This window comes from Candidatus Sulfurimonas baltica (assembly GCF_015265455.1).
GTDB classification, from domain to species: Bacteria; Campylobacterota; Campylobacteria; order Campylobacterales; family Sulfurimonadaceae; genus Sulfurimonas; species Sulfurimonas baltica.
In genome coordinates, this window is sequence record NZ_CP054492.1 from 1950068 (window position 1) to 1973466 (window position 23399).

25 protein-coding genes are annotated in these 23399 nt (G+C 31.5%); 13 read left to right on the plus strand and 12 right to left on the minus strand.

Features of this window, described 5'->3' with window-relative positions; genetic code table 11:
* Positions 1-47: 47 nt before the first annotated feature.
* Positions 48-539, plus strand: a complete 492-nt coding sequence (locus tag HUE88_RS09780) for a DUF2062 domain-containing protein (protein WP_194368554.1) — start codon at positions 48-50, stop codon at positions 537-539.
* Here the strand turns inward: HUE88_RS09780 and lgt are convergent, their stop codons facing one another.
* From lgt to HUE88_RS09800, 4 genes are all read right to left on the minus strand, one after another.
* A complete protein-coding gene (lgt, locus tag HUE88_RS09785; RefSeq protein WP_194368556.1) occupies positions 540-1364 on the minus strand; it encodes a prolipoprotein diacylglyceryl transferase in 825 nt (274 codons plus the stop codon).
* A gap of 6 nt (positions 1365-1370) precedes the next feature.
* On the minus strand, positions 1371-2654 hold the full coding sequence (locus HUE88_RS09790) for a (Fe-S)-binding protein (RefSeq protein WP_194368558.1): 1284 nt from the start codon (positions 2652-2654) through the stop codon (positions 1371-1373).
* Between the two features lie 3 nt (positions 2655-2657).
* On the minus strand, positions 2658-4025 hold the full coding sequence (hemN, locus tag HUE88_RS09795) for an oxygen-independent coproporphyrinogen III oxidase (RefSeq protein WP_194368560.1): 1368 nt from the start codon (positions 4023-4025) through the stop codon (positions 2658-2660).
* 126 nt (positions 4026-4151) lie between these two features.
* A complete protein-coding gene (locus HUE88_RS09800) occupies positions 4152-5864 on the minus strand; it encodes an ABC transporter ATP-binding protein (protein WP_194368562.1) in 1713 nt (570 codons plus the stop codon).
* Positions 5865-6034: 170 nt separating this feature from the next.
* Between HUE88_RS09800 and HUE88_RS09805 the strand changes: the two genes are divergently transcribed.
* The 9 genes from HUE88_RS09805 to HUE88_RS09845 are packed head-to-tail and all read left to right on the plus strand — an operon-like array spanning position 6035 to position 13507.
* Positions 6035-6808 carry a glycosyltransferase family 32 protein gene (locus tag HUE88_RS09805; protein WP_194368564.1) on the plus strand — a complete coding sequence of 258 codons (774 nt, stop codon included), beginning with the start codon at positions 6035-6037 and terminating at the stop codon, positions 6806-6808.
* 6 nt (positions 6809-6814) lie between these two features.
* On the plus strand, positions 6815-7681 hold the full coding sequence (locus HUE88_RS09810; protein ID WP_194368566.1) for a glycosyltransferase: 867 nt from the start codon (positions 6815-6817) through the stop codon (positions 7679-7681).
* Positions 7678-8568, plus strand: coding sequence for a glucose-1-phosphate thymidylyltransferase RfbA (rfbA, locus tag HUE88_RS09815; protein WP_194368568.1), 891 nt, complete (start codon positions 7678-7680; stop codon positions 8566-8568). Before HUE88_RS09810 ends, rfbA begins: the two co-directional genes overlap by 4 nt.
* Before the next feature lies 1 nt (position 8569).
* Positions 8570-9148: a dTDP-4-dehydrorhamnose 3,5-epimerase gene (gene rfbC / locus HUE88_RS09820; RefSeq protein ID WP_194368570.1), complete on the plus strand. Its 579-nt coding sequence runs from the start codon at positions 8570-8572 to the stop codon at positions 9146-9148.
* A complete protein-coding gene (rfbD, locus tag HUE88_RS09825; RefSeq protein ID WP_194368572.1) occupies positions 9141-10028 on the plus strand; it encodes a dTDP-4-dehydrorhamnose reductase in 888 nt (295 codons plus the stop codon). Before rfbC ends, rfbD begins: the two co-directional genes overlap by 8 nt.
* Positions 10025-11098 carry a dTDP-glucose 4,6-dehydratase gene (gene rfbB / locus HUE88_RS09830; protein ID WP_194368575.1) on the plus strand — a complete coding sequence of 358 codons (1074 nt, stop codon included), beginning with the start codon at positions 10025-10027 and terminating at the stop codon, positions 11096-11098. The genes rfbD and rfbB overlap by 4 nt, the downstream gene beginning before the upstream one ends.
* Complete coding sequence (locus HUE88_RS09835) at positions 11088-11342, plus strand: hypothetical protein (protein WP_194368577.1); 255 nt, start codon at positions 11088-11090, stop codon at positions 11340-11342. Before rfbB ends, HUE88_RS09835 begins: the two co-directional genes overlap by 11 nt.
* A 1-nt stretch (position 11343) precedes the next feature.
* Positions 11344-12222, plus strand: a complete 879-nt coding sequence (locus HUE88_RS09840) for a glycosyltransferase (RefSeq protein WP_194368579.1) — start codon at positions 11344-11346, stop codon at positions 12220-12222.
* On the plus strand, positions 12200-13507 hold the full coding sequence (locus HUE88_RS09845) for an O-antigen ligase family protein (RefSeq protein ID WP_194368581.1): 1308 nt from the start codon (positions 12200-12202) through the stop codon (positions 13505-13507). The genes HUE88_RS09840 and HUE88_RS09845 overlap by 23 nt, the downstream gene beginning before the upstream one ends.
* On the opposite strand, the gene HUE88_RS09850 is transcribed toward HUE88_RS09845, so the two are convergent.
* From HUE88_RS09850 to HUE88_RS14165, 5 genes are read right to left on the minus strand one after another with little or no spacing between them, the layout of a single operon-like run.
* The gene (locus HUE88_RS09850) at positions 13504-14406 is read right to left on the minus strand and encodes a glycosyltransferase family 2 protein (RefSeq protein WP_194368583.1); all 903 of its coding nucleotides are present in this window, start codon (positions 14404-14406) and stop codon (positions 13504-13506) included. The two genes, HUE88_RS09845 and HUE88_RS09850, sit on opposite strands and share 4 nt — an antisense overlap.
* Positions 14403-15038 (minus strand): acyltransferase, encoded by a 636-nt coding sequence (locus HUE88_RS09855; RefSeq protein WP_194368585.1) that lies wholly within the window; start codon positions 15036-15038, stop codon positions 14403-14405. Before HUE88_RS09855 ends, HUE88_RS09850 begins: the two co-directional genes overlap by 4 nt.
* Positions 15028-15846, minus strand: a complete 819-nt coding sequence (locus HUE88_RS09860; protein ID WP_194368587.1) for a glycosyltransferase — start codon at positions 15844-15846, stop codon at positions 15028-15030. Before HUE88_RS09860 ends, HUE88_RS09855 begins: the two co-directional genes overlap by 11 nt.
* Positions 15836-16918, minus strand: coding sequence for a glycosyltransferase family 4 protein (locus HUE88_RS09865; protein ID WP_194368589.1), 1083 nt, complete (start codon positions 16916-16918; stop codon positions 15836-15838). The genes HUE88_RS09860 and HUE88_RS09865 overlap by 11 nt, the downstream gene beginning before the upstream one ends.
* 28 nt (positions 16919-16946) lie before the next feature.
* Positions 16947-17093 (minus strand): DUF1919 domain-containing protein, encoded by a 147-nt coding sequence (locus HUE88_RS14165; RefSeq protein WP_194368591.1) that lies wholly within the window; start codon positions 17091-17093, stop codon positions 16947-16949.
* A 100-nt stretch (positions 17094-17193) separates the two neighbouring features.
* Between HUE88_RS14165 and HUE88_RS09875 the strand changes: the two genes are divergently transcribed.
* Entirely contained in the window at positions 17194-17937 is a 744-nt protein-coding gene (locus HUE88_RS09875) for a hypothetical protein (RefSeq protein ID WP_194368593.1), read from the plus strand.
* Complete coding sequence (locus HUE88_RS09880) at positions 17930-18694, plus strand: glycosyltransferase family 2 protein (protein WP_194368595.1); 765 nt, start codon at positions 17930-17932, stop codon at positions 18692-18694. The genes HUE88_RS09875 and HUE88_RS09880 overlap by 8 nt, the downstream gene beginning before the upstream one ends.
* Here the strand turns inward: HUE88_RS09880 and HUE88_RS09885 are convergent.
* Entirely contained in the window at positions 18683-19642 is a 960-nt protein-coding gene (locus HUE88_RS09885) for a glycosyltransferase family 9 protein (protein WP_194368597.1), read from the minus strand. The two genes, HUE88_RS09880 and HUE88_RS09885, sit on opposite strands and share 12 nt — an antisense overlap.
* Before the next feature lie 138 nt (positions 19643-19780).
* On the opposite strand from HUE88_RS09885, the gene waaC reads away from it, so the two are divergent.
* Positions 19781-20773: a lipopolysaccharide heptosyltransferase I gene (gene waaC / locus HUE88_RS09890; protein WP_194368599.1), complete on the plus strand. Its 993-nt coding sequence runs from the start codon at positions 19781-19783 to the stop codon at positions 20771-20773.
* Here the strand turns inward: waaC and HUE88_RS09895 are convergent.
* Both HUE88_RS09895 and HUE88_RS09900 read right to left on the minus strand, forming a co-directional pair.
* Positions 20724-22766 carry an LTA synthase family protein gene (locus HUE88_RS09895; protein WP_194368601.1) on the minus strand — a complete coding sequence of 681 codons (2043 nt, stop codon included), beginning with the start codon at positions 22764-22766 and terminating at the stop codon, positions 20724-20726. The genes waaC and HUE88_RS09895 overlap by 50 nt on opposite strands.
* A 2-nt stretch (positions 22767-22768) precedes the next feature.
* Positions 22769-23386, minus strand: coding sequence for a dual specificity protein phosphatase family protein (locus tag HUE88_RS09900; RefSeq protein ID WP_194368602.1), 618 nt, complete (start codon positions 23384-23386; stop codon positions 22769-22771).
* Positions 23387-23399 lie beyond the last annotated feature (13 nt).

The following is a 23399-nucleotide window of genomic DNA, read 5'->3' on the forward strand; positions in this document are numbered from 1 at the left end:
AGTTCTTTATAGATATAATCTTCGCACTTTTAAGAATGGCATGACTAATGATAAGAAAAACACTCAAAAACACAAGCAAAAGTGAAAAACTAAAATCTTTTATAAAAAAATACAAAATCCCTCAAGAATATCTATCTACAAATAGAAAAATGGTCTCAAGAGGTGTTTTTATCGGTCTATTTATAGCCTTTATTCCTATGCCTATGCAGATGTTAGCGGTAGTTGCATTGATGCCGTTTTTCCGATTTAATGTGGCTATTGGAATTGCTATGTGTTGGCTTAGTAACCCAATAACAATGCCTGCAATGTACTATATAGAATATATGACTGGGAGTTTTTTCTTAGGCATGGAAGTGGCACCTGTTGAGATGACATTAGATTGGTTTAGCTCAAACATAGGGAAAATTTTCATACCTCTGTATGTTGGAACAGCTTTTTACTCTATTGTTGGTTCAACTTTTGGATATTATCTTGTAAACTATTTTTGGAGATCTTCAGTAGAGAGAGACAAAAAACTTCATCGCAATGACAGAAAGTAACTAAGCTTTTACTTTTTTACTTTTTTCATTAAAATAAAACCAGGCAATAATCCCGACTAAGCTCATTGCCAAACTTAAGACCTGCCCAAAAGTTACAGCATTGCAACATACATAACCTATCTGAATATCAGGCGCTCTATAGATCTCCGCTATCGCTCTAAATATTCCATAACTGATGGCATATACTAAAATCAGCTCACCGCTGAATTTCTTGTAATTTCTGTACATGTAGACAACAACAAAGACACCGAAACCCTCTAAAATTGCTTCATAAAGTTGCGATGGATGACGAAGAATACCATCAACCATTATCCCCCATGGGACGTCTGTCTCACGCCCAATTAACTCTTGATTTAAAAAGTTTCCTATTCTACCAAAAACAAATGCGAGAGGAACACTAAGAGCTACTAAATCCATAATTTTGCCAAACTCTATCTTGTGCTTTTTAGAGTACATGTAAGTAGCTATCAAGAAACCCAAAACAGCGCCGTGATAACTCATGCCGCGGATACCAACAAATTCACCGTTTACAAAAGGGTTGAAGATTTGCCATGGATGAGAGAGATAATAAAAAGTTTGAGTATCATAAAAAAGTATGTAACCGAGTCTTGCACCGAGAATAACACCGATTTCTACATATAGAAAATAGTTATCTATCTCTTTACCTTTGAAATCTAGCTTATCTCTTTTAATGAAATATTTTCCAATATAAAGGGCACTAAGGAGTGCCAAAACATACATAATTCCATACCAGTGAACCGGTAAAGAAAATATAGTAAAAGCTACTGGATCAAAAGTGTCATATATATTGTTCCATGCTGTCATATATGGCTATTTTCTCAAAGCTTCAGCAATTAGTTCTATAGGGTTTTTAAAGACAGTTTGCACTCCGGCATAGCTCATAGATGAATTTATCTGCATTCTACATGCGCTGCACTCTGCACTGACAACATCAGCCTTAGTCTTTTCAATCATTGAGGCTTTTGGAATACCGGCAGCTTTTGCAAAATGAAACTTCTCACTCTGCATAGTTACACCCCCAAATCCACAACAAGCATTTGGATCACTCATCTCAACAATATTATAGTTTTTGCGTATTAGATTTCTAGGCTCTTGATGAATTCCCTGCATCTTTTTAGCGTGACAAGGGTCATGGTAAGTTACAATTTTTGTGCTTTTTTTCTTTGAAGCCAAAAGTTGCTCCAAATGTGTATGGTGCTGAAGCCACTCAGTAGCCATAAAAATTTTATCCCTTAAAGCTTTCGCTCTGGCTTTCCACTCCGGTTGGTCGTGAAAGTAGTGCTCATAGTCTATTTTTATCATAGCGCTACATGTAGCCTCTGGGATGATGATAGCCTCAACATCTTTAGAAAAACTCTCAAAATATTCAATGTTATACTTGGCATTATTATCTACAGTGTCAAAATCACCCGTGAAATAAGCCGGTGCCGAACAGCACTTTTGATCTTTTGCCAAAAATACATCAATCTCCAAATGTCCTAAAATCTCTAAAAGACCATTTCCAACCTCTTTGTAGTTGTAGTTACCCAAACACCCTATAAAAATAGCCACTTTTCTTTTTCCGCCATTATCTATATTCTCTTTATGGGAGTTTAGAAATGATGTTTTTGTTAAACTAGGAAGAAGTCTGTCTGTTTTTAACATTGGAAGATTAAAGCGAGAATTCATTGAGTTAATATCTGCTTTAATTTTAAATCCGCATGTCTGAAAAGTCCAGCCAAGTTTAAAAGCTATATCATTAAGCCAGCGGTGACGAAGAAGTAAAAAGAAAGCTTTTTTATACCAGGCTATTCCAAACTTTTTGCCTATGTCTGAACGTACTTGTTCTATAACCATATCCGTAGGGATAGATTTTGGACAGACATCAACACAGTTAGTACATAAAAAACAGCTCTCAAAGATACTTTTTACATTTTCATCTAACTCTAAATTTCCTCTTTGGTATGCACCAAGAAGGTCTAAAAAACCACGTGGGGAAGTAACCTCATCGGCATTTACATTGTGTATTGTACAAACCGGTATACACTTTCCACACTTTATACAATCATCCGTAGTATTAGCGTAATCAAAAATATCTTGTGCTGTTTTACTCAATTTTTATACCGTTTTAGAGAATGCTTTAGAGCTTGATGTATGTTTTTTCATATAAGCGTCAAACGGCATACAAATATTTCTAATGAGCAGAGTTCCTGTATGACTACACTCTATTTTGCTGTCATCCATAGTTAAAAGTTCGTCCTCTGCAAAAGGTTTAAGAGCCTCAATTGCATCTGAAAAATAAGTTTTAAATTCAACATCAAATTTTTCATTAAACCTATTTATATCAAGTTTAAAATTACTCATAAGTTCCATTATTACATATTGACGAATCAAATCATCTTCATTTAAAACAACACCACGCTCAAAAGGGAGTTTTCCAGCATCAATAGCCGCTTCATACTCTTTCATATCTTTAAAGTTTTGGTTGTAACTATCTATACCCTCACCAATGGAAGTTAGCCCTACACCAATTAAATCAGCTCCACCTTTTGTGGTATAACCTTGGAAGTTTCTATGAAGTTCACCTTTTTCTATAGCTTTAAATAGTTCGTCCTCAGGCTTAGCAAAGTGATCCATTCCAACCATTTTATAACCTTTTGAAGTTAAAAAATCGATTGTGTACTGCATAATCTGAAGCTTCTCATCAGGAAGAGGAAGAGTTGTTTCGTCTATCTTTCTCATAGTCTTTTTAAGCCAAGGAACGTGTGCGTAGTTAAATACTGCAAATCTATCTGGATCTAAGGTCAGTGAAAGAGCGAGGGTCTCTTTAAAAGTCTCTAATGATTGAAAAGGAAGCCCATAAATAAGGTCCACATTTACAGAAACCATATTATACTTTCTGGCTAAGTCCATAGCAGCTTTACTCATATCATAAGGCTGAATTCTGTGAACTGCCGTTTGCACTTTTTCATTAAAATCTTGTAAACCAAAACTTACACGATTAAAACCCTCTTCATGCATAACACGCATTTGATCTTCATCTATATGACGAGGGTCAATCTCACAGCTAATCTCTGCGTCATCTCTAAAATTTGGAAATGTTTTTTTAATCTCTTGAATAATCTCTTTAAGTTGAGAAGCACTAAAAAAGGTAGGTGTACCTCCGCCAAAGTGCATTTGCAATACTTCACGGTTACAATCAACATGTGAAGATAGTATTTTCAATTCTCTTTTTAAGTAATCAATATAACGTGTCATCTTGTCTTCTCTAGATGTAAAAACAACATTACAACCGCAAAAATAACATGCATTTCTACAAAAAGGCAAATGGAAGTAAAGACTAATCGGACGTGATGAATCCTGAGACTCTAACTTGTTTATATACTCATCATAACCATATGCATCGCTAAATTCCAATGCTGTTGGATAACTCGTATAGCGTGGACCCGGTTTTGAGTACTTTGTAAATTTTGCAAAATCTAACATTTTAATCCTTATGTCTTCTAAAGCAGAGCTTTTAAGGCTTCGCTTGGACCACTTTGGCCACAAAACTTTTAGTTTTTTATATTATTACTGCGATTATCTCTAAAAAGTGTTGAAATACTGATTAATTTAATTTTTAAACTTTCCTGCTAATTTTTGATAAATTTCTGATTCTTGCAGAAGTTGCTTATGTGTCCCGCTTGCAACTATTCTACCCTTTTGCATAACTAAAATTTTATCGGCATGCTCGATGGTACTTAATCTATGCGCAATAGTTACGGTAATTTTATCTTTGGTATATTCATTCAAAGCCTCTTGTATTCTTTTTTCACTCTCATTATCCAGTGCTGACGTTGCCTCATCAAAAAGAAGCAGTGATGAGTGCTTGTAAATTGCTCTGGCAATTGCAACACGTTGACGCTGTCCACCTGAGAGATTGGCGCCAAACTCTTCCATTTTTGTATAAATCCCATTTTCAAGAGATGAAACAAAACTAGAGGCATCTGCCAACTCCAAAGCTTGCAGAACCTTTTGTTCATCTATATTTTCTTCACCATAGGCAACATTTGCCGCCAATGTATCTTGAAATATATATATTCTCTGCGTCACTAAAGATATATGATGTTTTAGCGAATTTTGTTTGTACTCTTTTATGTTCTTGCCATTTATTAAAACCTCTCCCTCATCAGGGTCATAAAAGCGTATAAGCATGTTGATAAAGGTAGATTTTCCGCCACCGCTATCCCCGACAAGAGCTATGTTTTCACCCTGCTTTATATCTATGTTTATATTGTTTAGAGCGTAAGCATTTTCGTACTTCAGTTTTACATTTTTAAACTCTACATGTACAATATCTTCTTTAAGAAGTTTCTCTCCATCTTGAATTTTACTTTTTGTATCTATTACTTCAAAAACTCTCTCACTCGCAGCAACAGCATCTTGAATTTTCGAGTATATTGAGCCAATACGGCGTACAGGCTGAAAAACAAGCCCAACAGCTGTTAAAAATGCCGTAAATTCGCCTACTGTCATATTGTTGTTATAGACTTCTCTTCCACCTATGAAAATAACTGCAGCAAGACCTACTGCACCAATTATCTCTAGCATTGGAGAAACAATTTCCCCTACATAAACTGCTTTCATGTTTATTTTGAAAAATTGCCAGTTTTGAACGCTAAAACGGTTTAGTTCATACTTTTCAGTTGCATTTGCTTTAATGATTTCACTGTTGTTGAAAACTTCCGTCAGCCTTGTTACTACATCAGCATTTTTATCCTGTGAACGGTGTGAATATTTTTTCAACTTTCTTGCTATTAAAATTAGAGGATAAATAACTACAGGTAAAACCACCAAAGAGTAAAATGCCAAATGTGGATTTAAATATATAACATACCCAATAAGAGCAACTACTGTTAAACTCTCACGAAACAGCTCGGGAAGCATACTTGCCACAAAGTACTGGATTCTCCCAATATCATTGGTTACACGGGAAATCAACTCACCGCTTCGATTTAGGTATAAAAATCCCATATCTAGATTTATCATTTTTTCGAGCAAAATTTCTCTGAATCTGGTTACTATATGTTGACCTATATAGCTCATATAAACGGACTGTATATAGCGACCAATTGCCTTTAAAAAATAAATTGCTATCAGTCCGAGAGGGATAAAAAACAACATCTCCTCTTTACGGTTTATAAACATATCATCCATCAATGGTTTCATAATATGCGCTGTTGCTGCTGTTGCACTAACTGTTAATATTATCCCTATTAAAACTAAAAAATATTGTAATTTGTACTCTTTTATGTATGGTAAAAATCTTTTTAAAACTTTTTTCAAATATATCTCCAAGAAACTAATAAACGTATATTACATTAATTATAATAACAAATAAAATAGATTGACCTTCTGAGAAAGAACAATTTCAAGTAAATCAAAACATATTTTTGCTATTATTCTTTTACAAATTTGGAAACATTTTTTGTAATTTAAATCTCTATGGGGCGAAAATGTCATTTCCAATTCTAGTATCAAACCGTTTAATTAAAATTTTAGGAACTATTACCAAAACTTTATGTTATCCGTTTCATTATATTTTTCCAAAAAAGCGTTTTAAAATTCCTGAAATCAGCAAACCTATTTTTACGTCAAAAACTGCAAGTAAGATTCCAAAAATTATTTGGCAAACAAACTACACGAACAATGTAAGCTTGCCTGTATATTTAAACTACTTGTTTAATCGTCTTATGTCTTTGGATCATGAGTATCGTTATGTAAGCACAGAGGCAAGACTAGAGTATATGAAAACCAATGCTCCAAAAGAGATAAGCGAGGCATTTGAACAACTGACAGACGGTGCTTCACAGGCTGATTTTTGGAGAGTGTTTGTGCTTAACCATATTGGCGGAACATACATGGATATCGATGCTCATCTTGTATGGCCACTATCTAAAATAATCAAACCTGATGATACAGAGGTTTTTTTACTGACAAAGCAGCACTACAGTAACTACTTTATAGCTAGCCAAAAAAATAATCCCGTTTTAGAAAAAAGCCTCAACATTATTGTAGACAACATAGTAAATAAAAATCTAGATGGTGGAATATATAACCTAACAGGTCCTAATGTATTAAACATTGCTATTGGAGACAAAAAGGTAAATCACAGATTTTACCGTATTACATGTGTGCAAGGGAGTTTTACAAACGAGTATTTTCAATATATTGATAAGCCAAGAGGCAAATGGATTCATGCAAAAAAAGAAGATCTAATAAAAGGCTAAACAAATATGAAGATTAAAGATGGAAAAAACAATTATATGACAACAACCATAATAATTTCAGTTTATAAAAATGTAAAAGCACTTAAGCTTGTTTTGGACTCTATTTTAAATCAAACTATAAATGTAAATGAGATAATTGTTTCAGAAGATGGTCAATCTCCTGAGATGAAAGAGTTTATAGATAGTTTAACAATCCCACACCTTATACATTTAAACCAAGAAGATTTAAAATGGAGAAAAAACATAGCCTTAAACAAATCTATAAAAAAAGCAAGTGGTGATTATCTTATATTTATAGATGGTGATGTTGTCCTGCACAAACGATTTGTGGAGGGGCATATTTATTGCTCAAAACCAAAAAGAGTTTGCTCAGGTAAAAGAGTAGAACTTGGTCCCAACTACACTCAAAAACTTTTAGCACATGAATTAACCATAGATGAATTATCAGATAGCTTTATAAGAAGAATTATATCTTTACATAAAGACAATGTAAGGCATTATGAAGATGGAATATATATTAATCCAAAAGGCTTTTTATATAATAAAATCATTCAAAAAAAACACATCAATTATCTAATAGGCTGTAATTTTTCATGTTATAAAGAAGATATGGAGTCAATAAATGGGTTCAATGAAGACTTTAAACTACCATCTGTTGGTGAAGATGTTGATATCAACTGGCGCTTCAGAGCAAGCGGTATTGAAGTAATATCTTGTAGAAATATTGCTAATGTATATCATCTTTATCACAAAAAAGGTTTTAATAATGTGGACCTTGGAATAAATGATAAAATTCTAAAAGAGGCTTTTGACAAAAATCGCTATATTTGTTTAAATGGATTAAATAAGCTAAAAGAAGGAGAGTCTTTATGAAAGGAATAATTTTAGCAGGAGGGTCTGGTACAAGACTTTACCCTATAACTAAAGGCGTCTCCAAGCAGTTAATGCCTATCTATGATAAACCAATGATATACTATCCGCTTTCTGTACTAATGCTTTCTGGTATAACTGAAGTTTTAATAATTTCCACTCCAAAAGACCTACCAAGATTTGAAGAATTATTAGGTGATGGGTCTGATATTGGTATGAAATTCTCTTATGTGGTTCAACCAAGTCCAGATGGTCTTGCTCAGGCATTTATTTTAGGAGAAGAGTTTATTGGCAATGATGATGTATGTTTAGTACTCGGTGATAATATATTTTATGGTCATGGATTAACAAATCTTCTATCAACAAGCGTAAAAAATGCATCTGAGGAAAATAAAGCCACCGTGTTTGGATACTACGTAAGTGACCCGGAGCGTTATGGTGTTGCTGAGTTTGATAAAGCTGGTAATGTAACTTCTATTGAAGAAAAACCTACTGAGCCAAAGTCAAACTATGCAGTAATCGGTCTTTACTTTTACCCTAACGATGTGGTAAAAAAAGCGAAAAATGTTAAACCTAGTGACAGAGGTGAATTAGAAATCACAACTCTAAACCAAGACTACTTAAATGAGAATAGGCTCAAAGTTGAACTTATGGGAAGAGGTTATGCTTGGCTTGATACTGGAACTCATGAGTCTTTGCTGGAGGCTTCTCAGTTTATACAAACTATTGAAAATCGTCAGTCACTAAAAGTTGCCTGTATAGAAGAAATAGCCTATGAGATGGGATACATCTCAAAAGAAAAACTTTTGGAATTGGCAGAACCACTCAAGAAAAATCAGTATGGACAATACCTTATAAGAAGAGCATCACAGCCAAGAGGTTTAAGATAATTTGAATTTTATAAGAACAGATATCCCAGATGTTGTTATCATAGAACCAAAAGTTCATGGAGATGAGAGAGGTTATTTCGTAGAAACTTTTCGTGCTGACAAGCTTCAAGAGTTTTTAGGATATACAATCAACTTTTGCCAAGACAATGAATCAAAAAGCTCAAGAGGAGTTTTAAGAGGTCTTCACTATCAACTTCATCCTGCTGCTCAGACTAAACTAGTGCGTGTAATACAAGGTCGTGTTTTAGATGTTGCAGTAGATATAAGAAAAGATTCTCCAACATTTGGTCAACATGTAGCAGTTGAGTTAAGTTCTGAAAATAAAAAACAACTGCTAGTTCCAAGAGGCTTTGCTCATGGCTTCGTTGTTTTAGAAGATGATACTGTATTTGCTTATAAAGTAGACAACTATTACTCGCCTGAAAATGATAGAGGGATTGCCTTTGATGATAAAGAACTAAAAATAGATTGGCAAGTTCCACATGCCGAGTTAAATCTATCTGCAAAAGACAAGATACAGCCTAAACTACATGATACTAATGACTTATTTGAATATGGAGTAAATTACTATAATGACTAATATTTTAGTAACAGGAAGCAAAGGTCAGCTTGGCTCAGAGATAAAAGAACTATCACATGAGATTCCCAGTCAAGCTGAGAATGACGGTTATCACTTTTTCTTTACAGACAGAAGTGAACTTGACATTACAGATGAACAATCAATAAAAAACTTTATAGATATTAATAATATAAATATAATTATAAACTGTGCGGCATACACTGCTGTAGACAAAGCAGAAGACGATAAAGATTTAGCAGATAAAATTAATTATCAAGCTGTTAGGCACTTGGCACAAATATCAAAATATAAAAATATAAAACTTATTCATGTCTCAACCGACTATGTATTTGATGGTAAACACTTTATGCCATATATTGAGACAGATACAACAAATCCAAATGGCATATATGGAAAAACTAAACTTGATGGTGAACTTGCAATGCAAGAGGTAAATCCTTTAAACTCTATTATCATTAGAACTTCTTGGGTTTACTCGTCATTTGGAGCTAACTTTGTAAAAACAATGCTTCGCTTAGGCAAAGAAAAAGAACAACTAGGTGTTATTTACGATCAAGTAGGAACACCTACTTATGCAAGAGATCTGGCAAAAGCTATTTTAGAAATACTTCCAAATATAAAAAATGAAAAAGTGCAAATTTACAACTACTCAAATGAAGGGGTACTAAGCTGGTACGACTTTGCTAAAGAGATTATGCTTATGGCAAAACTTACATGTGAAATAAATCCAATTGAAACAAAAGAGTATCCGACACCGGCACTAAGACCACATTACAGCCTACTAAACAAATCAAAAATCAAAAAAGAATTCAACTTAACTATCCCATATTGGAAAGATAGTTTAAAAGAGTGCCTAAAAACTATGGGAGAAATAGAATGAATAACATATTAGTAACAGGGTGTGCAGGATTTATAGGAAGCAACTTTGTCCCTTATTTTTTAGATAAATATCCAAACTACAATTTAATAAATTTAGACCTTCTCACATATGCTGGAAACTTAGAAAATCTCAAAGAGTGTGAAGGTAATCCACGATACAAGTTCATAAAGGGTGATATCTGTAATCGTGAACTTGTTGAGTTCATATTTAATGAGTATGACATAAACGGTGTCATTCACTTTGCAGCAGAGTCACATGTAGATAACTCCATCAAAAACCCTGGTGTATTTGTGCAAACAAATGTAAACGGAACTTTCACACTATTGGATGTAGCTAAACACTACTGGATGAATAAACCATTTGAATATAAAGAAAACTATAAAGGTTGTAGATTTCACCATATATCAACAGATGAAGTATATGGAACTCTAAATGAGACAGACCTCTTTACAGAAGAGACACCATATGCTCCAAATTCCCCTTACTCAGCATCTAAAGCAAGTTCAGATATGATAGTAAGAAGCTACCAAGAGACATATGGAATGAACACAGTCATTACAAACTGCTCAAATAATTATGGTCCAAAACAACATGATGAAAAACTCATTCCTACTATTATCAGAAAAGCACTGGCAGGTGAGAGTATTCCAATCTACGGAGATGGTAAGAACATAAGAGACTGGTTATATGTGCTTGACCACTGCAAAGGTATAGATTTGGTTTATCACACAGGTAAGGAAGCTAATGTTTACAATATCGGCGGAAGAAATGAGAGAACTAATTTACAGATAGTTGATGCTATTTGTTTAATTCTTGATGAAAAAGTTCCCTTACCTAGTCATTCTCAGCTTGACTGGGAATCTAACAAAAGCATAAAGAACTACAAAGAACTTATTACTTTTGTAGAAGATAGAGCTGGACATGATAGAAGATATGCCATAGATGCAACAAAACTTGAAAATGAACTTGGCTGGAGAGCTGATGAAGACTTTGATAGTGGAATTGTAAAGACTGTTGAGTGGTATTTACTTAAATATACAAAACAAGGTGTATATAACAATGTTAATTAATACAAGTTCAAGTACCGACAGAAATGAAATACTTAGATTTTATATAAAAAGAAGTTTGAAAAAATTATTAAGTGATTGTGGATATGAAATCTTAAAAATGAAAAATATTGTTGATTATAAGAACAAACCTATTAAAGAATTTCTAAAAAAAACAAGATATCTTATAATTCCAAAGATATTCAGAACAATTAATACATTACAATTTTGGATAACTGCAAAAAAGAATGATAACAGTGACACATAATATGTTTAAAATAGCCGCTTCAGTAGTATTATATAACCCTGAGGATAAAATATTTAATAATATCAAATCATATGCTAATAAGGTTGATAAATTAATAGTAATTGATAATTCAACAACACATAATCTGGATTTAATTAAAAATATTAATCAATCTTTTGATAATTTAATTTATATCAATAATAATACAAACATTGGAATAGCGACAGCGTTAAATATAGCTTGTGATAAAGCAATTGAGCTAGGCTACGACTGGATTCTTACTATGGACCAAGATAGTGAATTTATCAATTTTAATCACTATAAAACTTGTTTGCTTAATTTTAACAATACAGACAACATTGCATTATTCGCTGCAAATACATTATATAATGCCAAAGAGCATCTTCCATCAAATCCAACTTGCAATTATGAAGAAAAATTCATAGTAATTACTTCTGGTAATTTTTTGAATCTAAAACTATTTAATCAAATTGGTCGATTTGAAGATAAACTTTTTATTGACTTAGTAGATTATGACTACTGCTTTAAAGCTCAAGAAAAAAATTATAAAATTTTATATTTTAAAGATGTTTTAGTGGAACATAATTTAGGAAGCTTATTTGAAAGAAGAAATTTAATTACTAAAAAAATAAAAATAAAAACAGAACACAATCCTCAAAGAATATATTACTTTGCAAGGAATTATTTATATATAGCATCTAAGTATGGCAAAAAATTTTCAAAAGAGGCTAGTATATTTAAAATTATAAATATCTTATTTATTCATGAAGTAACAAAAATAATTTTCTATGAAGACAATAAATTTAAAAAAATATATGCTAAATTTTTGGGCTTATATCATTTTTTAGTAGGTAAATATGGTAAACATAATATATATTAAGATAAATCAACTTAATAATTTTAGAATTAGTAAACAAAATGAATTTACACTGTATGCAAATTATTTACTGGTTGCATACGCATTCTTTTTACCTATTTATGCATCTACTACCAGGACTATTTTTAGCGTGATTGTAGTCCTATTCTTATTGTCAGGTAATATTAAAGAGAAATTCTTATTTGCTATCAAAGATAAAGTCGTGCTAGCATTTGTCTTATTTTATTTTATGCATTTAGTTTGGATGCTAGGAAGTCAACACATTGATATAGCATCTTATAAATTGGCAAACTTTAGATATATTTTATATATTATATTATTTGTCGCAATTATAAGAGAGGACTTCATATATAAAATTTTAGCTGGATTTATTTTAGGAATATTCTTCAGTGAAATAATAAGCTATCTCATGTTAATGGGTATACATATACCATATTTGCAATATTCTGGTGGGGGAACAAATGTTCCTTTTATGTCATCATACACTCAGTATAGTACAGTTCTATCTATCTCTATGGGTATTTTACTTTATGGTATTATCACAATTAGACAACATATATCACTAAAATTACTTTATGTATTCTTTTTTATAAGTGCTTCAAGTAATATATTTATCATTCAGTCCAAACTAGGATATGGGCTATATGCTATATCTATTCTAGTTGTAACAGCTATGATAACCATAAAGCATAAAAAGTACTGGATGATTCCCATATCAATTGTGCTCATTATAGGAGGTTATATACTTGCCTATAGTCTAAGTAATACTTTTCATCAAAGAGTAAACAGCTTTTTTAATGAAACAGCTGCAGCTGTAGAAAAAGAAAACTATCATACTTCTACTGGTACGAGAATTGGCTTTCATAAATATGGCTATGATTTACTACAAGAAAGTTTGCTATTTGGATTTGGTACAGGAGATCATCAATATGAGTTCTTAGAATACATTAAAGTAGTTGAAAATGATAAATCAAATTATAACTCCATGAAAAATAATTTAGACAGTGGTAGTGGAGGGAGTTTGCATAGTGAATTTTTAGATAACTCTTTGCAGTTTGGAATCATAGGATTGGTAATATTTCTTAATATATTTTATCAGCTTTTAAAATATCAAGTTAATGATTACTATTTGAAAATTGTCCAAGTAATCTTTGTTGTGATTTTACTTGCAACTGCAAGTGTTAATATGATTTTTCTATTCTCTAAAATAGGTAAAATTTTCACTTTATTATCCGCTCTTACATTAAAACTTTATTACAATAAAGAAAAACTTAAAAAACTCACCTAGTGTTGCAACGTTCTTAGGCTTAAATTTTTTGTACATCCATTCAATACGCATAAAAAAAGTTTTAACCCATTTTTTCTTTTAAAGCTTCTTCTAAAAAGCTTTAAAATCAATAATAACTTTAATATAAAAACACTGGGTTTATTGAAATGTTTATTTATTAAAATATTATATGAAATGTAGTATTCTCTTTCTATTTCAAAGCTTTTTGTTGTACTTCCTCCACTATGGTGAAATATTTGAGCTTCTGGCAAAAACACAACTTCTTTACCGTAATCCCAGACTCTTTTAGATAAATCTTCCTCCTCACAATACAAGAAAAATTCTTTATCAAATCCACCAATTTCAACAAAATCTCTAGCTCTAAAAAACATGCAAGAACCACTTACTACTTCTACTAATGTTGGTACATCTAGTTTTATTTTATTGCTTGGAAAATTATGCTTAGAAAAAGTCCTTGCAATTGAATTTCCAAATAACTCTTTTACTACACTTGGAAATAGTTTATATGAAGAAGAGAAATTTCCATTCTCATCGTTAACTTTGGCGGTAGCTAGAGCAATATGCAAGTTGCTATGCAAATAGTTAGTCATAACTAAAGTAGCATCATTTAAGAGTTGTGTATCATTATTTATAAAGAAAAAGTACTCTCCTCTAGCATATTGTACACCGAGCATATTTCCAGAGGAAAAGCCTTCATTTATAGTATTTCTTATTAATTGTATTTTTTGATTGGAATTGATATATTTTTTCAAATTAGAATAATCTTCTTCTCTGGAATCATTATCAACTATAACTATTTCATATTCTAACGTAGTATATTTTTCTATACTTTCAATTAGTTTAATAGTATAATTTGAAGAGTTATAGTTAATTGTAATAAATGACACTTTTAAACTCATAATGTTCTCTCTTTCCCCCATGTTATATTTCTTTTAATTACTTTAGCAGGAACTCCAGCTATAACAACATTGGACTCAAATATATTTGAAGTCAGTAAACTATTTATACCTATAACTGAATTATTGCCAATAGTGACTCCCTTTAAAATATTAACATGTTGGGCAATCCAAACATTATTATTTATAATAATATCTTTGCTATTGTTAATTACTTCATTATTTTTATAAATAGAATGCCCATCACAAGATTTTATATCTATATTTGATGCCAATAAACAATCATCCCCTATCAATATTCTACTATTTTCTCCACAGCAAACTATAGTTGCTCCACCTATTTCTGTTCTTTGACCTATACAAAGTGTATGGTTACTACCTTGCATTATTATCTCTAAATTTCTAATATAGGTGTCTTTTTTTATAGTAATCTTATTATTATTTCCATCTATACCTATTTTAACTCTTTTAAAATTCCCATCACATAATTCTACAGAATTATCAATACCACTTACTCGTATTTTACTATGTCTCAATATGGACATTATATGTAATCTATTATATTTAGAAGAACGAAAAGAATTTTTAACAAGTAAATATTTTTGTAAAATTAGCAATATTGTTTTATACGTCATGAGTATTTAATCCTTCTTCACAGATATATTTACCAGATTTTTTTCTCTCATACATTATTTTCAAATAAGGTATAGCATCTCCTCTATCGTGTATATTATGATCTAAATGAAACATGTTAGCCACATTTTTACATGATTTAAGCTTAAGGCCAAAAGCTTTAAAGCGCCACTCCCAGTCCATATCATCAGGGATAGCTGTCTCTCCATAACTTTCATCAAAGCCATTTATATCAATCATGTCTTTCTTAAAACATGAAAAATTACACCCCAATATAGAAGCACTTATATCTCTTTTTGAGATAAGTTTATATATCCACCCTCTAGGATTTAGAAATATTCCCTGTCTAAATCTAACCTGCTTGTTAAAAATAAGTAAGCTATACTTCCAAAGATTATTTTCTATATCATTTATATCAATTAAACCTTCACGTATTTTTTTTACTAGTGCAACAGGTATATTCATTCTCCTGCCACTAAGTGCTGTCTTGTTTTCTGATAAGAAGACATGCCCCTCTACAAAATTACTATAAGGTATACAGTCACCATCTATAAAAATCAAATACTCCCCACTAGAAGCTAAAAGTCCATTATTTTGAGACCTTGCTTTCCTAACACCAATATCCTCTTGTGCGGTGTGTATTACTTCTAAATTCTCAATTGTTTTAATATACTCTTGCATCTGAGGTGAATTACCATCTTCAGCTATTACAACTTCAAAATTTTTATATGTTTGATTATGCAATGCTTTTATGATTAAAGCTAAGGATTCTACATCTTTATATACAGCAACTATAATACTAACTTTCATCTATCACCTCATACATTTTTTGCATTTGTGTATTTTTATCAAACACTTCTTTTACTTTTTTGTATCCATTAAGCGCTAACTTATTTTTAAGCTCTGTATTTATAAATAATAACTCAATTTTTTCAACTAAGTTTTCAGTGGTTCTGTCAAATAAAAGTCCATCTTCTTCATTATCAATTATTTCAAGTGGGCCACCATTTGCAGTAGCTATCACTGGTACTTTATTTATCATTGACTCTATAACAACTAGCCCAAAAGTCTCCTTAGGTGTTGCTAATACTGTTACATCACATAGTTTTATATGCTCATTGACATCTTTTGTAAAACCAGTAAAAATAATTTTATCTTCAATCTCTAATTCTTTTATTTTTAGTTTCAACTCTGCCATATAAGATTCATCCATAGCATGACCGACTATTAAAGCTTTTATATTTAATTTTTTTAGTTTAGCAATGGCTTCTATTACTAAGTATTGTCCCTTACTCTCTTCAATTCTACCTACAATTCCAACTATAAACTCATCTTTTATGTTGTATTGTTCTTTTAGATTAATAATTTTTTCATCATTAACAAGAATCTCATTAACTCCTAAATAAACCATCTCTAACTTAGGTCTTATTTCTGATGGTATAAATTGTTCAAGTTGCCCTTTTACTTGATATGTAACTGCATGTATTGTATCTATATTTTTATAAAGCCACTTGTGGTAAAAATCATTTTTAAACCTGGTCATAGTCATGTGTCTCGTTTGGATAATCTTAGGCTTCCTTTTACTAAGTACTTTTCCTAGTACAACAGTGGCTATATCTTTAGTCCAATGAAAATGAACTACGTCTATGTCATTCTTATCTATAAATTTTGCTAACTTAAAAGCTGGGAGTATTGGAAATAACTTATTTCTTTTTAGTGTGAACTTATTTTCATCTTCTAAATAGATATCAAGTTTTTTATTGGGGGCTACGCATAGATAAGAATAAGTTTGTGTTTTAAAATACTTAAAATACTCAATAGCACAAAGCTCTAATCCACCTAAATCAGGAGATAAACAAAATTCTAAAATATTTTTTGACACTAATTAATCCTATTAATCTTTTTGTAAATTATTGACAATATAATCCAAACTTTTTATATATAAAAGTTCCCCAACAGTTATTAGAAACAATGGTAAAGCCATCCTGATTTTTCCTTAAACGATTTATTTTACCTTTTAAAAATTTTTCAATATTTCTACGTATCTCTATTCTCACCAAGCATTCTCATCGTTTTAATTCATAAGGTATCTTACGATATAATTAGCCTTATTTTATCCAAAAACTTATAAATAACTATTTAATTTAGGCATACTTAATGAACTACAAATATCAGCTTAATAAAGAATATAAAGTATTTAAAGACTTTTTACTAAATATAAAGTCTTACTTTAATGCAAATGAAAACACTATCCATAAAGCTAGAAATGAATTAAAAACAATTGACAACAAAGAGGTGGCTACTGTTGTAAAATCGTTTAGAATTCCAAACATAGTAAATCAAATTGCTTACTCTTTTTTTAGAGATTCAAAAGCAAAAAAATCTTATGAATACTCACTAAAAATTGGAGATTTTACTCCGACTCCTATTGGCTATATTGAGTTTTACAGACTTGGTCTCTTAAAAGAGAGTTACTTTATAAGTGAAAAGTTTGACTATGACTTTACTATACGAGAACCCCTGCTAGATTCTAATTTTCATGATAAAAAAGAAGTATTTAGAGCATTTTCAAGATTTACATTAGAACTTCACAATAAGAATATATTTCATGATGACTACTCCCCTGGAAATATTTTAATTAAAAAAATTGAAAGTGATTACATCTTTAAAATTGTAGATATTAATAGGATGAAATTCTTTGAATTCAACCAAGACCAAAGAGCACAAAACTTCTCTAAACTATGGGCAAGTGATGAGATATTAACCATTATGGCAACCGAGTATAAAAAGCATTATCAATGTGATGATAAATTTGTTGAACAAGTATTGTTCTTTTCAAATAAAAACAAAAAGATTAAAAATCTAAAAAAAAGATTAAAAGGGCAAGAGGTAAATGACTAAACAACGCATTAAAAATATCTCTTGTGTTATGATAGCTAAAGATGCTCAGGCGACAATAAAGAGTGTTCTTGACTCTTTAATTGAGTTTGATGATGTAGTTGTATACAGTAATAATTCAACTGATAAAACTGATGAAATTGCAAAAACTTACACAAATGCAAATCTAATACAGGGTGAGTTTTTAGGATTTGGTCCTACTAAAAACAGAGCCGCAACTTTTGCAAAGAATGATTGGATACTGTCTTTAGACGCAGATGAAGTGTTATCACAAGAGTTTGTAACTAATCTAAAAACTACTAAATTAGATGAGAAGAGTTTATATACAATATTAAGAACTAACTACTACAAAACTACTCAAATTAAACACTGCTGGGGGAATGATATAATAACAAGAGTTTATAATCGCTCAAAAACTTCATTTACGGACAAAAAGGTACATGAGAAAATCATCGAAGATGGCTTTAAGATTGAGTCAATCAATGGGGCTATAAAACATTATCCATATTCAAATATTACAGATTTTATCGTAAAGCTAGACCGTTACTCAACTATATTCGCGAATGATAATGTTGGTAAAAAAAGTTCATCTCCACTAAAAGCATTTTTAAATGGTGGGTTTTCCTTTTTCAAAACTTATTTTCTAAAAGGTGGATTTTTAGATGGTTACCCAGGTTTAGTTATAGCTTTTTCCCACATGGCTACAAACTTTTATAAATATATAAAACTCTATGAATTAAATAGAGAATTAAAGCAATAGCTTTTTTTTAACTTCTTCAAATATTTTATCTCTCTTGGTTTTATCCTGAGGTAGCATAAAATGCTGTTGAAGCTTTTCTTCACCTAAGCTTTTCCACCTTTTAGAACTTGCAAATAAACTATCACCAAAAAAGGTCATAGTTGGACAACCAACAAGTGAGGCGAGATGATAAGTGCCTGTTGAAGTACTGACAAAAAGTTTAAAACTGCTTATAAGCTTTGCAAAGTATATCAAACCATCAAGAGAGAGATAAAAGACGACCCCTTCATCTATAAATCTACTTTGCATCTCTTCATACAGTTCTTTTTCATCAGGTCCAAAAGTAAGAACTACCTGATATCTTTTCTGTCTTAAAACCTCACGAATCAGTATCTCATACTCGTCTAGGTTCCAGTTGGCATCTGATGAGCCGCCAAAACCTACATGAAATGCTATAACCTCTTTTTCAATGTCATTATTTATACGAAAGATATCATATACAGTTTTAGAATCGGTAAACTCTAAAAGTGGTTTTTTGTACTCTAAATTTATGTGAGAAAACAGTGCTTTTGTGAGTTCTAGATTATACTCAAACTCTGCCATCTTAACTTCGCTTCTTCTTTGTAAAACTCTTTGTGTATAAAAAATCTGGGCTATTTTTGTTGCAGGAGCAATTCGTTTTGAGATACCTGCTAAAAGCAAAGTAATAGCTATACGAGTATTTGAAAAAAGAGCTATTGAAGCATCTATCTTACATGTACGAATAGCTGAAGCCAAATTCCATAGACTCTGCCCACTATCGACAACAACCTCATCTATAAAATCACAAGACTCTGCCAATGCTCTGTTAAGTGGGGCGACACAAACTATAATCTTATTTTGAGTATTATAATGTTTTAATACATAGATTGCTGGGAGAGCAGTTATAAAGTCTCCAAGCTTATCTGTGCGACAGATTAAAATATTCAAAGACTAGTTCACACCGATTTGAATATATTTAAAACAATGTTCTCTCATTTTTCAAAACCTTATAAATCATAATGGCGGATTTTACCCTAAAAAGGATATAATTCGCCTTATTTCAATAATAAAAAAAGGGTAAACAGCATGAGAATATGTATCGTAAAACTCTCTGCTATGGGAGATATTATCCATGCTATGGTTGCTTTACAATTTATAAAAAAACATATACCTTCGGCTCAAATTGACTGGGTGGTCGAGAGTGGATTTAAAGGTGTGCTTGAGAACAATCCTCACATAGATAATATTTTAAATGTCAATCTGAAGTCTATAAAAAAGAACAAACTTGACATATTTACTCAGTACAGACTTCTAAAAACATATTCAAAAAACAACTATGACATTATTATTGATGCACAAGGGTTGTTAAAGTCGGCTCTTGTTTCTAGAATTATCGGAGCAAAAACCATTGCCGGATTTGACAAAAACTCCATAAGAGAGAGTGTAGCTTCATTTTTTTATAATAAAAAAATTCATATTGCTTATAAAGAAAATGCGATTGATAGAAACATGGCGGTTATATGTCAGTCGCTGGATATACAATATACAAAAAACGACATTTTAGAGAAAGATAAATTTTTATTTTTCTCTAAAACGGAGCAAAAAGCTACTGAGCCATATATAGTTCTAGTAGTTGGCGCTTCTAAAGAGAATAAAATATACCCGAAAGAAAAATTTGCAGACCTTGTAAACAAACTTGGAAAAAAAACAATTATAGTCTGGGGCAATGAAGAGGAGCATAAAACAGCAATCTGGATAGTTAAAAACAGTGATTTTGCTATTATTGCACCTAAAGGAAATCTGGATGCACTTAAATCTATTGTAGCCGGTGCGAAAATTGCAATAGGCGGAGATACAGGTCCCACGCACATGGCTTGGGGATTAAATATTCCTTCCGTTACAATATTTGGCAATACCCCAGAGTACAGAAATACTTATATAACAAATATAAATAAAGTTGTAAAGTCAAGCTCTAAAGTTGACCCTTTAAAACTTGATCCTAGCGATTTTTCTATTAGAGATATTGACGTTAACGAGATAACTCAATGCATTTCTCAACATCAGCTGTTGAGTTATTAAACCTTACATATCTTGTAGATTCAAAAATACCTCTACATGCATTTTCCATCTTTTTCGCAACTTCAGGATATGCAGATATTAGATTCTCATCTTTTTTGTCATAGTAATATTTATATAGTCTTTTATTAGTCCCGTCTGCTTGAGTTTTAAAAATAAACTCATCACCTATTAAACTCAAAGTTGGATTATTCCCATGATCCATATAGTATGCATAATGTGGTTTTTCATCAAAATTTCTATCAAGCAAATCTCTCCCCATTGTTGAGTTTATATATTGCTGACCACTAAGACCTCCAATGGTAGCCATAATATCAACAGCACTTACAGGATAGGTAATCTCTTGATGTTTTATAAGCTTTGGTGCATAAATAATTAAAGGGGTATGCAAAGTGGCAGTAGAAAACACTTGCTCGGCCTGATGCATGTGGTCACCTCTTTTAGCAAGTCCGTGGTCTCCTACGAAAATAAAAATAGTATTCTCAAAATATTTCTCTTTTTTTGCAAGGGTTATAAACCTCTCAACACTGTGATCAAGAAATTTTTGCCCTTTAAAGTCATCCTCCCCGCCGCTAAAACTGTATTTTTTCATATCCTCTTGAGAGAGATTTTTTGGATATTCAAAACCAAAGTTTTCATCCGGAATAGTATTTGGAGAGTGGTTCCCAGAGAGCTGAACAAAGGCAAAAAAAGGCTTCTTAACATTTTTAATGACATTGTTTACCTCGCTTACAAGATGAACATCGCTTATTCCCCATGCTGCATCATTGCTAGGAGAGTCTTTGTAGTTTGGTTCCTCATAGATGTGAATATCATTGACATTAGAAATAACACCTCTGATATTTCCCCAACTAAGGCTTCCTCCAATAAAATAAAATTTCTCATAACCCTCTAACGAATTTAAAATCATATTTTGATTTACAACCATAGGGTTTCTAGTGCTTGTTTTCATCCTCTCAACATCAGCCAGTCCGGTCATAGATGTCCAGACACTTCTGGCAGTTCCGGCATGAGGAGTGTAATAACGGCTATATAATATTCCGCTATCACTCATCTCTTTTAAAAATGGAGTCGGATTTAAAGGATTTCCAGACATACTTGTTCTTGCATAGGATGTTGACTCACCCAAGATATATACAATATTTGGCTTATCAAACTTATACTCTTCTTTATGCTCTGGCTTAACTACCCTTGCTAAACTAAGCTTTTTCGGGTCTTTGTCTTTTATGTTTAAAAGTTCTGCCACATAATCATAATACTCTTTAGTTTTTTCTTCATCATATTTTATATCTTTATTTTTTAACGTATTGGAAAAATATGTCACAGGGTTAGAAGCCAGGTATGATAAAAAATTATTTGATGAATAAAAGGCTTCACTCCATCTCCAAGGGTACCATTCAAATTTTCCATAACCAGAAAAAATATAAACGATACTAAACAGAGCATAAATATAGAATTTTTTCTTTCCGACAATCAGTTTGCTTTCTTGGTTATCAACTTTTTTGTACATTTTAATAAAAATAAAAAACATAAGTACTAAAAACAGAACTACTCCGGCAGATGTTGAAAAAATTGGGTATCCATCAATAAGCATTGACATAGCTGTTTTAATATTGTAAAAGTACCTTATGATGGTAGAGTCTACGAGTTTTTGGAAAAAATCATAGTATGCAAAGTTGATGACATACAGGTTTATAATTACAATGTTTGTAAGCATAATATAATTCATCCAAAAGTATTTCGCTCTTGTATGCTCAAATATTCCGATTTTTTTTATACCGCCAAAAAGTAATATAGGCAAATTTACAATTGCTATTAGTTGGATATCAAATCTTAGCCCCAACCAAAAAGAGTATGCCACTTCAGAAGATGAGTATTCTAGACCATTATCCCAAAATGCTATAAAAAACGCCACTCTTAAAATAGTAAGAACAATAACTTCTATGAAAAATACAAAAAGTAAAAACCTTAAATGTTTTGGTAAATTTAAATACATGTTTAATCTTTTAGTGCATAAAATGTGCTGTTTTCACCTGCACTTCTTGGTTTATAGTTCATTAAAAAATCACCTTTTTCTTTGCCGTCGGCAAACGAGCTTTTATATCCGAAACCTTCAACCATAAGTCTAGTCTTATCTCTTGCATCTGCATTATTCCAGTTTTCATACTCTATGCGGTATATAGCACTGTATATTTTTGCACGCCCTACTCCATGGTAACAGTGTATAAGAACAGGATAATTCGATTTATCATCTAATATTTCAAAAAATTTAGTCAATGTTTTTTTTGTTGGGACCTGTCCTGATGGTATATTCACATGTTTAATGTTTAAATTATTTTTTCTATTTACTTCACTAATTGCTTCATCTTCAGCATCTATATGTTTTTGTTGTGCTGGGTTTTGGCTATCCTGCACACCTGGGTCAAGTAAATCTATCACTGTCTTTATTTTATTGTCTACTAAAAAACTCTCAATTTTATTTGGATTAATCAATCCAGATTTATAAACTTTATTTTCACTAATTTCTCTAAATTTAAAATTTACATATACATCCCACAAATAATAAGTCAACACAATCAGCGCTACAAACGCTATACTTTTCCATACTGTTTTCAATCGATATCCTCTA